The organism is Candidatus Margulisiibacteriota bacterium (genome assembly GCA_041658645.1).
GTDB lineage: Bacteria > Margulisbacteria > WOR-1 > O2-12-FULL-45-9 > XYB2-FULL-48-7 > JBAZZV01.
The window spans coordinates 54,930-68,368 of the sequence record JBAZZV010000001.1 but is presented as its reverse complement, the minus strand read 5'-3'; the positions used below and the strand labels follow the sequence as shown (position 1 = coordinate 68,368).

The 13,439-nt window shown below is 53.4% G+C and carries 15 protein-coding genes; 8 read left to right on the top strand and 7 right to left on the bottom strand.

What is annotated here, in order from left to right:
* Nucleotides 1–35: 35 nt before the first annotated feature.
* Nucleotides 36–1,385 carry a hypothetical protein gene (locus WC903_00340; protein MFA5892404.1) on the bottom strand — a complete coding sequence of 450 codons (1,350 nt, stop codon included), beginning with the start codon at nt 1,383–1,385 and terminating at the stop codon, nt 36–38.
* A gap of 16 nt (nt 1,386–1,401) precedes the next feature.
* Nucleotides 1,402–2,496 (bottom strand): radical SAM protein, encoded by a 1,095-nt coding sequence (locus tag WC903_00335; protein MFA5892403.1) that lies wholly within the window; start codon nt 2,494–2,496, stop codon nt 1,402–1,404.
* 209 nt (nt 2,497–2,705) lie between these two features.
* On the opposite strand from WC903_00335, the gene WC903_00330 reads away from it, so the two are divergent.
* A complete protein-coding gene (locus WC903_00330) occupies nt 2,706–3,728 on the top strand; it encodes a LacI family DNA-binding transcriptional regulator (GenBank protein MFA5892402.1) in 1,023 nt (340 codons plus the stop codon).
* 22 nt (nt 3,729–3,750) lie between these two features.
* On the opposite strand, the gene WC903_00325 is transcribed toward WC903_00330, so the two are convergent.
* The 5 genes from WC903_00325 to WC903_00305 are packed head-to-tail and all read right to left on the bottom strand — an operon-like array spanning nt 3,751 to nt 8,189.
* Complete coding sequence (locus WC903_00325; GenBank protein MFA5892401.1) at nt 3,751–4,452, bottom strand: hypothetical protein; 702 nt, start codon at nt 4,450–4,452, stop codon at nt 3,751–3,753.
* A gap of 17 nt (nt 4,453–4,469) precedes the next feature.
* Entirely contained in the window at nt 4,470–5,540 is a 1,071-nt protein-coding gene (locus tag WC903_00320) for an Ig domain-containing protein (GenBank protein ID MFA5892400.1), read from the bottom strand.
* Nucleotides 5,521–6,024 carry a 3-isopropylmalate dehydratase small subunit gene (locus tag WC903_00315; GenBank protein MFA5892399.1) on the bottom strand — a complete coding sequence of 168 codons (504 nt, stop codon included), beginning with the start codon at nt 6,022–6,024 and terminating at the stop codon, nt 5,521–5,523. The genes WC903_00320 and WC903_00315 overlap by 20 nt, the downstream gene beginning before the upstream one ends.
* Nucleotides 6,021–7,274, bottom strand: a complete 1,254-nt coding sequence (locus WC903_00310) for a 3-isopropylmalate dehydratase large subunit (GenBank protein MFA5892398.1) — start codon at nt 7,272–7,274, stop codon at nt 6,021–6,023. The genes WC903_00315 and WC903_00310 overlap by 4 nt, the downstream gene beginning before the upstream one ends.
* On the bottom strand, nt 7,275–8,189 hold the full coding sequence (locus WC903_00305) for a hypothetical protein (protein ID MFA5892397.1): 915 nt from the start codon (nt 8,187–8,189) through the stop codon (nt 7,275–7,277).
* A 50-nt stretch (nt 8,190–8,239) separates the two neighbouring features.
* Between WC903_00305 and rnc the strand changes: the two genes are divergently transcribed.
* The 7 genes from rnc to WC903_00270 all read left to right on the top strand — a co-directional run bounded on the left by rnc (nt 8,240) and on the right by WC903_00270 (nt 13,393).
* Complete coding sequence (gene rnc, locus WC903_00300) at nt 8,240–9,034, top strand: ribonuclease III (GenBank protein ID MFA5892396.1); 795 nt, start codon at nt 8,240–8,242, stop codon at nt 9,032–9,034.
* On the top strand, nt 9,031–10,320 hold the full coding sequence (locus WC903_00295; protein MFA5892395.1) for a dihydroorotase: 1,290 nt from the start codon (nt 9,031–9,033) through the stop codon (nt 10,318–10,320). Before rnc ends, WC903_00295 begins: the two co-directional genes overlap by 4 nt.
* Entirely contained in the window at nt 10,304–10,945 is a 642-nt protein-coding gene (locus WC903_00290; GenBank protein MFA5892394.1) for a carboxypeptidase regulatory-like domain-containing protein, read from the top strand. Before WC903_00295 ends, WC903_00290 begins: the two co-directional genes overlap by 17 nt.
* Complete coding sequence (locus WC903_00285) at nt 10,945–11,283, top strand: hypothetical protein (protein ID MFA5892393.1); 339 nt, start codon at nt 10,945–10,947, stop codon at nt 11,281–11,283. Before WC903_00290 ends, WC903_00285 begins: the two co-directional genes overlap by 1 nt.
* Nucleotides 11,284–11,368: 85 nt before the next feature.
* Nucleotides 11,369–11,809, top strand: a complete 441-nt coding sequence (locus WC903_00280; GenBank protein MFA5892392.1) for a hypothetical protein — start codon at nt 11,369–11,371, stop codon at nt 11,807–11,809.
* 1 nt (nt 11,810) lies between these two features.
* Nucleotides 11,811–12,968, top strand: a complete 1,158-nt coding sequence (locus tag WC903_00275; protein MFA5892391.1) for a secretin and TonB N-terminal domain-containing protein — start codon at nt 11,811–11,813, stop codon at nt 12,966–12,968.
* Nucleotides 12,965–13,393 carry a four helix bundle protein gene (locus tag WC903_00270; GenBank protein ID MFA5892390.1) on the top strand — a complete coding sequence of 143 codons (429 nt, stop codon included), beginning with the start codon at nt 12,965–12,967 and terminating at the stop codon, nt 13,391–13,393. Before WC903_00275 ends, WC903_00270 begins: the two co-directional genes overlap by 4 nt.
* Nucleotides 13,394–13,439: the final 46 nt, after the last annotated feature.

Here is a 13,439-nt window from a genome sequence, read left to right as displayed (position 1 = left end):
ATTACCCGCGAGCTTTTGTCCGGCAAAATAGTGCTTCAAACCGGGAATTTGACAAAAAGGCCTTTTCTTTCGTGATTGATCTCAATGTTGAGCCGTGATTCAATTCCATCAATTGGTTGGTGTTCCAAAAGAGAGATAAGAGCAGCGATTTCTTTCGGCTTACGGATTTTATCGAATCTTGAATAACATAATTCAATCCAATCAACCCGGTCCTTATATTTTCCCATAATAGTTACAACCCAAAAGACCAATCGAGCCCTTAATTTTGGGTCAGGCAGTTCTCGTTTTAAATTAAAAATTAATCCAATAAGCTTAATTCGCCCAAGGCGCCTGAAGAAATCAGCTCGGTCGGCTACTGATGGAACGAGTCTCTCCAGTTCGTGGTGAGCCGCGGCAATCTCCTTTTCTTCTTGCGGTGTTTCTTCCATGGCGGTAAAGCTATTAAACATGCTTCCCCCCCAATGCAATTCATTCATTTCTTCCGTTTTTAAGTCCTCTGGGCTTGCTAGGCGAGTTGTTTTCCCGGCCAACTTAAAAAGATTCCCAACGGTTTCTACCAGTTCGCGAATTTTTCGATTTGTCAGGCGATTATAACTTCCGATATCGGCAATAGCGATCAATAAAAGTGCCTTGATGAATTTGTCCCGCTGTCCCTTGTCGCGTGAGCTGGTCAGCAAAGAGAAGTAAGCGCCAAAGAGATTCCGTTCCCGGCAAAGAATTGAGTCCGGCAGGGTGGAGTGCAGCCCGGCCAGAATGGCGATCGAATTAATTTCTTCTTCGCCGAATATTTTGGCCAGAGCTCGGCGAACATCAGTATTATTCTCAATGAACGTTTTGCTTAATTGGGGGTGGTCTTCCTGGCCGATTAATTTACCGATATCGTGCAGCCACAGGGAGCTCAATAAAACCCGATAAAAATCCCTGCCTTGTTTTAATTCGGCTAGAGATCGATTAAGCCGTACAAAATCGGGGGCGGAATCAATAATACCGTTACGATCAACAATCTCGGGGTTGCCATGGGCCATCAAATATGACCTCAATGAGGCCGGCTCTTTTTCGGCTTCAGCCAAGACTTGAAAGGTGCTTAAAACTCCCATCGTATGCTCAAATATTTCGACTCGCTGGAAGGCTTCAACGATGGGGAGGCTAACTACCCCTAGAGATGCTTGCGCTAATGCAGGCAGTTTAGTCCCATTTATAGAGATGTCCATTGAAGACAATATTTTTAGCTCTCGCGCGGAAAAATGCTGGACAAATTCCTTTAAATTATGCTCACCAAAAAATGTTGGCTTTATTTGAGGGCGAACATGGAGCCGATAGCCATCAACCAGCTTATGATAGCCGGCTTTTAAGGTGCCTTCAAAATCATGATTGGTTGTTTTCAACTTTTTATTTTATCCCTTAAATGAAATCCACTTCGTCATTGCTTGGGCCGGAATGCTTTTCGATCAATTGTTCAAGCCGGCCGGGGGAATTCAAGGCATCCGCCAGAATATTATTCATTTCATGGAGCTTGCAGCCAAGAAAGCATGATTTATTCGGATCAAGCGATTCGACGACCTTTTTTCTCCAATCGGAGCGCCAAATATCTTGCAGTGTCTGGGCCGAGAGATCGCCCAAAAAATAGCGCCGATCATATTTATATTCACAGCAAACATAAAGTTTGCCATCGGACCCGAGGGCGGTCGTCCATTGTTGTCCCAAACAGCGGCGATAAACCCTTTTAGTCTGCATGGAAAATCTTGAAAGAATGATCCGATCAGCGTAGGGAGAATCCCGCTTAATGTCCGCTAATAAATTATTCGCTGATTCTAATTTCCCAAAGTTAAAGCAAGTGCCGCCAGGCATGTGACAATTGGCGGTCCGCATGGGCTTAAATTGTAACCGATCCAATCCCATTTCCCCTAAGGCCAGACCGATAGCCGTTTTGAAGTCAGTTTGGTTGGGTTGAAAGACGAGGTAACTTGCGCCAAGAATTACCGGCAGTTTGTTTTTTTCTCTGATCGCCGATGCTTCCCGGATATTATCGACGGTTCGCTGAAAATGATTGGCGTTAAGCCCATGGGTTGCCGCATATACATCGGGACTTCCCGCATCAAGTGAAAATCTTACCCAGGAGAAATAGGGCAGGGTCCTTTCAGCAATTTGTTGGCTATAATCGTGGCCACTGGTTATCAATCCCGCTTTCAACCCCTGTTGTTGGCTGAAGGCCGCGATCTCAGCAAAATCTGGATGTAAAACGGGCTCACCGCCTCCGGTAAAAGTTATAGCTTTGATCCCAAAATCCGCGGCCTGTTCGATCGCTTTTTTTGCCAGTTCCTTTGGCAGAAACCGCGCCGGCAAAAGCCTCTGGTCCCGGTAAGTGCATTCCGGGCAACGATTGCTGCAGAGGGTCGTTAAATCCATATCCAGAGTGATCGGCGGAGTGTGTAGATTATTAACGCCGGAACGGAGACTTCCCGGATGACGAAATATTTTTAATGGTGATATTTTCATAATATGTATCCTCCTAATATTTATCTGATACTAGTAAAATAAATTTTGTCAGATAGAAAAATATGATTAAAGCAATCTATAATAAATGTTGTAAATAAGGCAAAAAGTGCATACAAAATAGTTATTTATAATGTAAAATATAGTAAAAATATATGTAAAACATTGAAATTTATGATATATTTATTCGATAATAATATTGATGGTGACATATGCCTAAGAGAAGAAAGATCGTAAGTATCAAAGATGTGGCAAAAAGAGCGGGAGTTTCGCTTTCTACCGTTTCGTTTGCCATGAACAACCCTGACCGGGTGGCGATCAATACCCGCCGGAATGTGCTCCGGATCGCTCGAGAGCTGGAATATAGCCGGGTTAAGAAGCACGGCAAACGCGGCTACATCGGGATTGTGACGGATGACTACTACAATTTCCTGTTTGGGGAATTCTATAACTGGGTCATCTTCGGGATCCTGGAGGAATTGAAAGCCCGAGGGATCAATATACTGGTGGAATCGACCGGTAAGGACCCGGAATATTTCCCCAGGATGATCACCAAGAACTTGGTCGATGGTGTTTTGTTCATCGGCAAGAGTTCGCTTGACCTGACCTATATTTCGCAGCAAAAAGGGATTCCGATACTGCTGGTCGGCCATCCGATGTCGGAAGGAGAGCTGCATACGATCGTAACTGACGGCCGCTCTGGCGCCTTCCAGGCCATTAACCATCTGATCGATCTTGGCCATAAGAAGATCGCGCTGATCACCGGTGAGCCGATGTATGATCCGATCACGGCTGAACGGGTCGAAGGATATCGTTTCGCCCTGAATAAAGCGGGGATTGAAGAGCGTAAGGAATATCTCATTCAGGCGGACTTTGGCAAACCGGAGACGGCAATAAATGCGACCAAGCAATTGTTAGCGCTAAGCGACCCGCCCACGGCTATATTTTGCGCCAGTGATTCGCTGGCCTACCGGGCTTATCAGGCGATAACGGCGCAAGGATTAAAGATCCCACAGGACATTTCCATCGTCGGTTTTGATGACATAACCGCGCCCGACTACGCGGCTTTGCCGCGGCCGGAATTAACGACTGTCCACGTTGACCGCAGGATGATGGGGAAGAAGAGCGTGGAGATACTGTTTGACTTGATCCAGAACCAGGCCAAGGCCGCCTATCGCTATACTCTGCCTGTCCAACTGGCAATAAAGGGATCGACGGCTAAACCCCACGGATGATCAGGCGAGTCGTAGAACATGGTCAGTCGCTGTTCCCGAGAGAATAATAGTTGTAGCGGATGAATTCATAGGCCAGGAGGAGGGTCGCTAGCATTGCTGGCATCGGGGAGGAGTAGGTCCCCAAGTAAACAAAGAAGGGGAGGATCAGGTTCAGGTTAAAGAAATGGGCCAGGAGAAGGAGGATCGCCAGCGAAATACCTGCTTCCGCTTTTTCGTCAGCTGACCCCGGCCGGAAGAGAATGGCGAGCTCGAGCAGGGAGATGGCGAACGTCAGTGCCGCGCCGCAGATAACGATCGCCCAATAACCGCTGCCGAAAAGCAGGCGGAAGCCGAGCGGGTTCTGGACGATCCCGGTCAGCATCAGCGGGCTCAAGGCGTAGAGGAAAGAGATAATGACCGGCGGGAGGTAGAGCCAGAGATAGGCCCGGCTCTCCCAGAGGAGATGGGAGCGAGTAAAGGCGAAAAGGGAGAAATGGCAGAGTATGGAGAGGGTGAAAAGGGCGCAAAAGATGTTCAGCGAGTTGGCCAGGAGGATCAGAGGAAGGTTCGGGTTCCACTGGAAGATCAGGTCGGAGAGCCCCAGGGTCGAGAGGAGGATGATCAATAACAATAACAGGTTTCCGCCATGGGTAAAGCGCCGGCGGGCGACCATAAAGCCGAAAAGGAAAAGGAGCAGGCTCAAGTTGGCGACCACCATAATAATATCGTTGTAGAAATAATCCATCGTTTCCCCCGTTCAGTTCATTGATAGACGGTCAGCTTGGCCTTGCCGAGTATCTTCCGTTCGTTCCGGTCGACTAGCGTGGCCAGATAAATGCCATTGGCCGCGAACCTCCCCAGCTCGGTCCGGCCGTCCCAGGCGACCTTGTTCAGGCCTGGCTTGCCACCCTCTTCGCCTTTGTATATCTGCTTTTTTTTCAGGATCTCGCCGGTCGAAGAGATGATCATTAGATCAATATCGGCTCCCTGGGTCAGGGTGTATTGGATATAGACCGGATTGCCGGCCGCCGGGTTATAGGGGCTGGGAAAAACAAGCGGTGTGCCGACCAGCCGCATCCCGAAGGCAGTAAAGGGGATCGCTTGGTTGGTGGTACCAAGGTTGTTGCCGGCCCGGACGACTAGATTGTGGTCGCCCAGGGGGAGCGCTTTCGGTTCCAGCTGGATGGTCAGGCTAAGGGTGTCCCGGTCGGGGCCGAGCGATTGGATATTGAAGAACGAAGCGATCGGCAAGCTGGTGCCGTCAAGCTCCACTTGGAGTGATTTAACGTCGACATTGTAAAGGCTGGCCAGGTCGACCTTGATGATTGGGTTGGCGGAGGCGGCCAGCTCTTTTTGCCCGGGGGCTGATGGCTGACCGTCGATCTCGACCCGGGTTACTCGGGGGTAGAGGTCGGCCAGGTCGGTCGTATCGACCAGCGTCTCTTCTTTCAGGGCCAACCCCCAGCTTTTTTCCAGCCGCTGGGCCCGAAAATAGACTTTGACCCGGAAAGTTTCACTGACCGACTGGCTGGGGAGGCCGTTATCGGTTACGGTCACGGTGATTGGATAGATGCCGAGCTGGCCGATTGACGGGGTCCAGTTGAAATTACCTTCTCGGTCGAAATTCGCCCCGTCGGGGAGCTCGCTTGCCGAGTAGGTCAGGGTATTCCCGTCCTCATCGACCCCGCGGACCTGGAAGGTCAGGGGAGAATTGACCTGGACAGCTTGATCGCCGACCAGGACCAGCTTGGGGGGATGGTTGACCTGTGCCCAAGCGCCGGCGCTAAGACAGCAGAGGGCGAGGACAACAAATTTAAATTTTAAAGCCGCCATGTTTTTTAAAATGTTCGACCAGACCGCCGTCCGCCAGCAGTGTTTGCATGGTCTGGGGCAAAGGAGCTATCTTCAGCTCTTTATTTTTCGTTTTATTCCGGATGACGCCGTGGTCCAGATCGACCTCGAGCTCGTCGCCTTCGTCGATCCCGTCGGTGTCGACCTCGATGGCCGGCAGGCCGAGGTTGAAGCAGTTGCGGTAAAAAATACGAGCGAACGATTTGGCCAGGACCGCCGAGATGTTGGCGTATTTGATCGCCATCGGCGCCTGTTCGCGGGAAGAGCCGCAGCCAAAGTTCTTGCCGGCGACCAGCAAATCGCCTTTCTGCAGGCGGCTATAGAAAGTCGGGTCGACATCTTCCATGACGTGCTTAGCGAGCTCGTTCGGGTCCTGGATCTTGAATTTATACCGCCCCGAAATGATGTAATCAGTATTAATGTCGTCTTTTTGCGGCAGGCACCGCGCTTTGCCCGTTAAATTCATAAATACTTCCTTGGATCAGCTATTTTCCCCTCGATCATTGATGCCGCAACCGTGGCTGGCGAGCCGAGATAGATAAAGGCGTTCCGGTTCCCCATCCGGCCCAGGAAGTTCCGGTTGGCGGTCGAGATGACGTTCTCCCCGTCGGAAGGAACGCCGTTATGCGTCCCCACGCACGGCCCGCAACCCGGAGTGACCGCGACCGCGCCCGATTCGATCAAGCTTTGATAAGTCCCGTCCTTGATCATCGCCATCATAATATCTTTAGAGGAGGGGGCGACGATCAGGCGGCAACCATCTTTTACTTTCTTCCCCTGCAGGATCCTGGCCGCGATCTGGAAATCTTCCAGCCGGCCGTTGGTGCAGGTCCCGATCAATCCTTGTTGGACAGGAACATCGCCCAGCTGGGAGATGGGGACGACGTTGTCGACGGCGTGCGGTTTGGCGATCTGCGGCTCCAGTTTGGCCGCATCGATCTCGATCACTTTAGCATATTTAGCGTCTTTATCGGCTGCTTGCGGGTTAGGCTTCTTCCGGCCGTGCTGTTTGACCCACTCCAACACTTTTGCGTCAGCGTTCATTAAGCCCGCCTTGGCGCCGCATTCGATCGCCATGTTGGACATGGTGAACCGGGCGTCAACCGACAGTGCGTCGATCGCTTCACCCGCGATCTCCAGCGCCAGATAAGTCGCGCCGTCCGCTCCGATCTGGCCGATCAGCTTCAGGATCAGGTCTTTGGAATAGACTCCCTTGGGGAGTTGGCCCCGGTAAACGACTTTGATCGTTTCCGGCACTTTGAACCAGAGCTTTCCCGAGATCATCCCGGCGGCAAGGTCGGTCGAGCCGATGCCGGTCGAGAAGACATTGATCGCGCCGTAGGTGCAGGTGTGGGAATCGGCCCCGATCACCAGATCGCCCGGGACGACATGGCCTTGTTCCGGAGTGATCTGGTGACAGACGCCGCAGCCGATGTCATAGAGTGTAATGCCCTGCTCTTTGGAGAATTCCCTGATCTTTTTATGGATGGCGGAAACCCCTTCGTTGGGGGAGGGGGAGGAATGGTCAATTATGATGGCGATCTTTTTCGGATCAAAGACTTTTTTGGCCCCCATCTTACGGAACGAGTCGATCGCTACGCCGGAAGTCCCGTCCTGGCCGATCATAAAATCGAGGTCGGCAATAACGATGTCGCCGGCTTTAGCGTCTTTCCCGGAATGATTGGAGAGGATCTTTTCGGCGATCGTCTTACCCATTTATTTTTTCTTGGCGGCGCGGTCGCGGAGTGCCTTTTCTACCAGGCTGGCTTTTTCGATCAGATACGGATCGAGCCCTTCCATCTGGTGGACCTCTTTAAGAAGCTTGTCGGCCTTGGGGTGGGAGACGAGATCGGCCAGGTTAAGTTTGGCCCGGGCGATCAGGTCCTTATAGGCAAAAGGGATCTTGACGACCTCGGTCAGCAGGTTTTCAGCTTTGGCCAGGTCGCTCTTCTTGCCGCGGCGGGCGAGGATCTCCGCTTTGACGATCTTGCCTTTACTGGCGAAGTAATCGTCCGGCCGTGACTTCATTTCCTTGAGCGAAAAATCGACCAGTTTGAGCGCGGTGTTGAGGTCGTCCGGATTGCGGTAGAGGACGATCTCGGCCTTGGAGAGGAGGGCGCGGCCGCGGAAATACCAGTGGGCGTCCTTTTCCTTGACCACCTGGTTGATCATTTCCAGAGCGGTCGCCCAATCCCCTTTGTCGCGGCGGGCGAGACGGAGCTCCGCCTCGACAATGATCGTCTTAGCGGCAAAGAACTCGGCCATATCCTTGCCGAGGATCTGGCGGGCTTTTTCGCAGAGCGAAATGGCGTTGCCGAACTCGGCCGGTTGGCCGATCAGCAGTTCGGCCCGGCCGATCAGGGCGCGGGCCTTAAGGTATTCCGGCGGGTTGCGGAGGAGGATCTGGTCGTAGAGCTTGGTCGCCTCGGCGTGGTCGCCCGGTTCCCCCCGGCCGACCAGCAGGTCGGCGACGCCGAACATGATCTCGGGGGAGTCAGTGCGCTTGGGGTGCTGGGCCAGGATGTTGCGGTAGCGGCGGAGCGCCTTGTTGATCTTTTCCTTTTCCGAGGGGACCGGAAAACCGATCTCCTTATCGACGACATAACTCATGATCGGCGAGAGCATGACCATTGATTAACTCCTTGCGTTCCTATTCTATATAATGTAGAATATATTGTCAAATGGAACCGCTCGTGCCCGAACGGCAGAATGAACTAATCCGCCTCGAAACTAAGCTCGGGACCAACTTTCTTAATAAAACCCTCCTCAACCAAGCGCTGACCCACAGCTCCTACGGCCACGAAAAGAACCTGCCGGACAACGAACGGCTGGAGTTCCTGGGTGACGCCGTCCTCAAGCTGGTCATGACCGAATACCTCTATAACAAGTTCCCCGAACTGGCCGAAGGTGACCTGACCAAGATCCGCGCCTCGGTCATTTCTGACGATACTTTGGCCCAGATCGGCCTCAAGGTCGAGCTGGGCGAATTCCTCCTGCTTAGCGCCAATGAGATCAAGAGCGGCGGCCAGAAGCGGAAGTCGAACGTGGCCAATGTCTTTGAAGCCCTGCTCGGGGCGATCTACCTTGATGCCGGTTTGGGGAAAGCGCGCGACCTGATCGTCGAGTCGCTCCGCGATGAGGTGGACAAGGTTTCCCGCGTCGGCTATATCCGCGACTTCAAGTCGGCCTTGCAGGAATACGCCCAAAAACAGCATCTGGAACTGCCGCACTACCGGGTGATCAAGGAAACCGGCCCCCGCCACCGCCGGGTCTTCTGGATGGAGGTCAAGCTGAAGGGGCGCCGTTACGGGATCGGGCGGGGCGCCAACAAAAAAGAAGCGGAACAACGGGCGGCTGCTGTCGCCCTGAAAAAGATCAAAGGGGAAGAAAAAGGGGAGCGGCCGGAACGGAAAGAAGCCCAGACCGGTTTGCGGGCCCTCATCACTAAAGTCAGGAAGAAGATAAAACTGTCATGAGCGCTTTATTGATCAAAGGGGGACGGCTCGTCGATCCAGCCGCAAGGATAGATGGGATCAGGGATATCCTGCTCGACAACGGCAAAGTTAAGGCCATCGGTACCAGGGGCCAGGGATCAGGTGCCAGGGTCATTGATGCCAAGGGGATGCTTGTTTTCCCCGGATTGATCGACATGCATACTCACCTCCGCGATCCCGGCCGGCCGGACAAAGAAACTATCGCCAGCGGGACCCGGGCGGCGGCCCTTGGCGGCTTCACTTCCATCTGCTGTATGGCCAACACCTCACCCATTGCTGACAACCCGGCGGTGATCGAGTATATCATCGCCAAAGCGAAGTCCGAAGGGGTGGTCAACGTTTTCCCGATCGCCGCAGTCACCCGGGGATTGAAAGGGGAAGAGCTGGCTGAGATGGGGCGCTGTTTTGCCGAAGGGGCGGTCGCCTTCTCCGATGACGGCCAGCCGGTGATGCGCGCCGATGTGATGCGCCGGGCGCTGGAATATGCCAGGCAGTTCAACGTCCCGATCATCTCCCACGCCGAAGATGCCAACCTGGCCGCCGGCGGGGCAATGAACGAGGGAGAAATATCGACCAAGATCGGTCTGCCGGGTATCCCGGCGGTAGCCGAAGAGACGATGGTCGCCCGCGATATCATGCTGGCCAGAGAATTTGGCCGGGTCCATATTGCCCATGTCTCGACCGCCGGCTCGGTCAAGCTGATCCGCCAGGCCAAGCGCCAGGGGATCCCGGTCACGGCCGAGACCTCCCCCCATTACTTCACTTTGACCGAGGCCGCGGTCAAGGATTATGACACCAACGCCAAGGTCAACCCGCCGCTCCGGACCGCGGCCGACCTCCGCGAGATCATCAGGGGGATAAAGGACGGGACGATCGACGCGATCGCGACCGACCATGCCCCGCATACCGTGGAAGATAAAAAGATCGAGTTCGGCCTGGCGGCGACAGGGATGGTCGGCCTGGAAACGGCGCTCGGCCTGGTCCTGACCAAATTGGTCGCGACTAAAATGCTGACCCTGAAGGGGGCGGTCGCCGCGCTCTCCACCGCGCCGGCCAAGATACTCAACCTGAAAAACAAAGGGACGCTCAAAGTTGGCGCCGATGCCGACGTAGTGATCGTTGACCCACAGGCGGTCTGGACGGTTGACCCGGATAGGTTCGCCTCCCGGAGCAAGAACACCCCCTTCACCGACTGGATGCTGACCGGCCAGGTCCGGCACACCATCGTCGGCGGCAAGGTTGTCGTGAAAAATGGCGAGCTCGTCTAAGCAATTATTTATCTCTGTTTTTCTTCTCGCCCTGCTTTTAATCCCTGCGGGTTGTGGTGATCTGGAAGGGGAGGTCTCCTCGGTGACGGTCAGCCCGACCAGCGCCACGGTTGGGATCAGCCAGGGTTACAGCTTTTCCGCTATCGGCAAGAACAGCGTCGGAACGATCGTCACGGTCAGTCCGACCTGGAGCGTTGAGGGGGGGATCGGTACGATCTCCACGACCGGATTATTCACGGCCGGAGGGACAGTCGGCAGCGGCAACGTGATCGCCACGGTCAACGCCACTTCCGGCGGGACCCTGACCGGGAGCGCGGCCGTCACACTGACTGATAAGGGGTGGTTAACTGGGACGATCAGCGACACGAATGGCGGGGTGGATCAGGGGATTACTGTCTATCTGGCACAACAGCCGGTTTTGCAGGCTCTTTCTGATTCTAAGGGGAAGTATACTATCGCTGATATACCGGCCGGCACTTATTCCGCAGTTATTGATACCAATTCGGGGATCCAATCATCTGCCATCTCTAAAGAAGTGACGATTAGCCAGGGGGCGACCTTTACCTGGAGCCCGGTACTGATCGTTCCCACTACTGTGACCACTCCCACCACGTCACCATTTTAATGAGCGAAGAATTTGATCCAGTAGCTGAAGGCCGCCGCATCGTCAGCGCCTATCTTAGCCATCTCGGCTGGGCCAAAGAGTGGCGCCGCTCCCTCAACACCCAGTTGTACCCAGCGTTCGAGCGCGAGGAGTTGGAAGAGAAAGAGCGCCTCTGCGACCAGCGGGAAGAGGAAGCCGAAGCCGGTTTAAGCAGCCAGGTAGAGCGCTGGCGGCATGACGATTCTCCCCAAGCGAAGGAGGTCCTCCGCACTATTTTTGATCTGCTCCGCAACCGGAACGACCTTGGCTTCTTCGCTAAGCGGATCGTCGAACATCTCCGCCGCATTTTCGCCGGCTGACGAATTCTCGCCGCTGATCACTGCTTTTCACGCTGGGTCGGTTTGGCAATAAAATTGCTTATCCCTTGCCTGAAGGGAGTTGATCATGATTTTTGATCCATCAGGTTTGGGTTTTTGGCTTTCGCTCAAAGCTTTCAAACACTACTTTCGTTGGTTTGTACTCCTTTTGGTCGGCTTATTTGTTGGGACGATGTTGACCTCTTGTGCCGCCAAGTCTTCCTCCCCGGAACGGGAATTTATCCCCGAAGTTAGCACTACCCGGGAAGTTGAACCGCGCGGTTCGGTCTATGTTTACGGCCAGGATCGACCGGCCAATTCGGGTCGGGTCATTTTGCAGCTTAACGGCGAGCCCCTCCTCCTCCCATCCGGTTACGCGCGGGTCGTTGGGGTGGTCAGTGGGGTCAGTCCGGTCGCTTGTTTAGAGATCGGGGGGAGGGGGCTCGCTCTGGGTGAAGGGGATAAGCTGGATGATTATCAGGTTATCTCGATCAATGAACGATCGATCGTTCTACAAAAGGGGAAATAGGATGCTGAAAAATATTTTATGTTTCTGGGTCGTTCTGGTCCTAGGTCAGAGCATAGTCTGGGGGGAGGGTAAGCTAGCGCGGATTGATTTTGAGGACGCGTCGGTGATCAATGTCGTGCAAACGCTGGCGCGGAGCGCCGGTTTTGATCTGGTCCTCTCCGGTGACCAGGCCTCGGTCCAGACAAAAAAAGCGACGATCCATCTGAAAGAGGTCACGATCGAAGAAGCGATCGATCATATTTTGCGCACCAACGGCTTCAGCTACGAGAGGAAAGGTAAGGTTCTGCTGGTCTCCAGCCTGCCGCAAGATTTGAGCCAAACCGGGTTCAAGTCTGAAGTGGAAGTTGTCTCTCTCCGCTATCTGGCGGCTTCCAAAGTGGTTGATTTGCTGGGGAAGCTTTTTGCCGGAGTATCTTTTCAGGTGGGTGGTAGAGCGAATGCTTTGATCGTGCGCGGTAAGGATTCGGATATTGTTGAGGTTAAGAAGCTGCTGGCCGTAATTGACAAGCTGGCGCCCCAGATCCTGATTGAAAGCAAGGTGGTTGAGCTCTCGCAGAGCGACTCGCTCCGGCTTGGGGTGTCTTATGGCAACGGCGCGGCTAAATTTGTCACTGATAAAACGACGAAAAAAACCTCGCTGGCCGACTCCATTACCACCACGCTCAACGCGCTGGCGGCCGACGGTAAGGCGAACGTTATCGCCAATCCGCGGATCGCCACGCTGGACAACCAGGAAGCGCTGATCAATATCGGCAGCCGGATCCCTTACGCTGTGCCGGTCAGCAGCGGCACAGGGGCCACGCAGTGGGCGGTGGAATATCTCGATGCCGGCGTTAAGCTGAAGATCACTCCCCAGCTGGGGGCCGAAGGGTATATCTCCACCTTTATCCAGCCGGAGGTCTCCTCGATCTCCGAGTGGCGGACCACGGCGGCCGGGGAATTCCCGGTGATCTCGACCCGCAACGCTTCGGCCACCGTCCGGGTCAAAGATGGGGAAACAATTGTCATCGGGGGATTAATGTCGGAATCGGCCCGGGAGAATCTCACTCGCGTCCCGATTCTGGGCCACTTCCCGCTGATCGGGTTCTTGTTTCAGAATAGGATTATCGAGAAGGAAAAAACGGAGATCGTTTTTCTGATAACACCGCATGTCATATGAATGAACCTCAAACATCCAACATCCAACCTCAAAACAAAAGGCAAATGCCAATAAATAATAACCAAGGGGAGAAAATATACGATATTAGGGAAAGGCTGATGCGGTTTTCTAACAGAATAATTCAAATTACTAGATCTTTGCCGCGCACGATTGATGGGGAAGTGATAATTAGACAACTAGCAAAGTCTGGCACCTCAGTGGGGGCTAATTTCGAAGAGGCCGATGGAGCGCTGACCAAGAAGGACTTTATTAACAAGGTGGCAATTGCTAGAAAAGAAGCAAAAGAGACTAAGTATTGGTTAAAACTTTTATGCGGCAATTACTTGCCGGAGGAAGTCATAAGAATGGACATCCAAGAAGCTGAAGAAATTATCTGCATTTTAAGCGCGATCCTGAAAAAACTTGGCTATCAATTCCGATTGTAGTTTGTCGTTTGCAAGTTGCCTTTTGTTTGGATGTTTGAAGTTTGAG

Bases quoted from the DNA above. Each gene is read 5' to 3' on its own strand.
- WC903_00335 (MFA5892403.1), bottom strand. From the start codon at position 2,496: ATGAAAATATCACCATTAAAAATATTTCGTCATCCGGGAAGTCTCCGT.
- WC903_00330 (MFA5892402.1), top strand. From the start codon at position 2,706: ATGCCTAAGAGAAGAAAGATCGTAAGTATCAAAGATGTGGCAAAAAGA.
- WC903_00325 (MFA5892401.1), bottom strand. From the start codon at position 4,452: ATGGATTATTTCTACAACGATATTATTATGGTGGTCGCCAACTTGAGC.
- WC903_00320 (MFA5892400.1), bottom strand. From the start codon at position 5,540: ATGGCGGCTTTAAAATTTAAATTTGTTGTCCTCGCCCTCTGCTGTCTT.
- WC903_00315 (MFA5892399.1), bottom strand. From the start codon at position 6,024: ATGAATTTAACGGGCAAAGCGCGGTGCCTGCCGCAAAAAGACGACATT.
- WC903_00310 (MFA5892398.1), bottom strand. From the start codon at position 7,274: ATGGGTAAGACGATCGCCGAAAAGATCCTCTCCAATCATTCCGGGAAA.
- WC903_00305 (MFA5892397.1), bottom strand. From the start codon at position 8,189: ATGGTCATGCTCTCGCCGATCATGAGTTATGTCGTCGATAAGGAGATC.
- rnc (MFA5892396.1), top strand. From the start codon at position 8,240: ATGGAACCGCTCGTGCCCGAACGGCAGAATGAACTAATCCGCCTCGAA.
- WC903_00295 (MFA5892395.1), top strand. From the start codon at position 9,031: ATGAGCGCTTTATTGATCAAAGGGGGACGGCTCGTCGATCCAGCCGCA.
- WC903_00290 (MFA5892394.1), top strand. From the start codon at position 10,304: ATGGCGAGCTCGTCTAAGCAATTATTTATCTCTGTTTTTCTTCTCGCC.
- WC903_00285 (MFA5892393.1), top strand. From the start codon at position 10,945: ATGAGCGAAGAATTTGATCCAGTAGCTGAAGGCCGCCGCATCGTCAGC.
- WC903_00280 (MFA5892392.1), top strand. From the start codon at position 11,369: ATGATTTTTGATCCATCAGGTTTGGGTTTTTGGCTTTCGCTCAAAGCT.
- WC903_00275 (MFA5892391.1), top strand. From the start codon at position 11,811: ATGCTGAAAAATATTTTATGTTTCTGGGTCGTTCTGGTCCTAGGTCAG.
- WC903_00270 (MFA5892390.1), top strand. From the start codon at position 12,965: ATGAATGAACCTCAAACATCCAACATCCAACCTCAAAACAAAAGGCAA.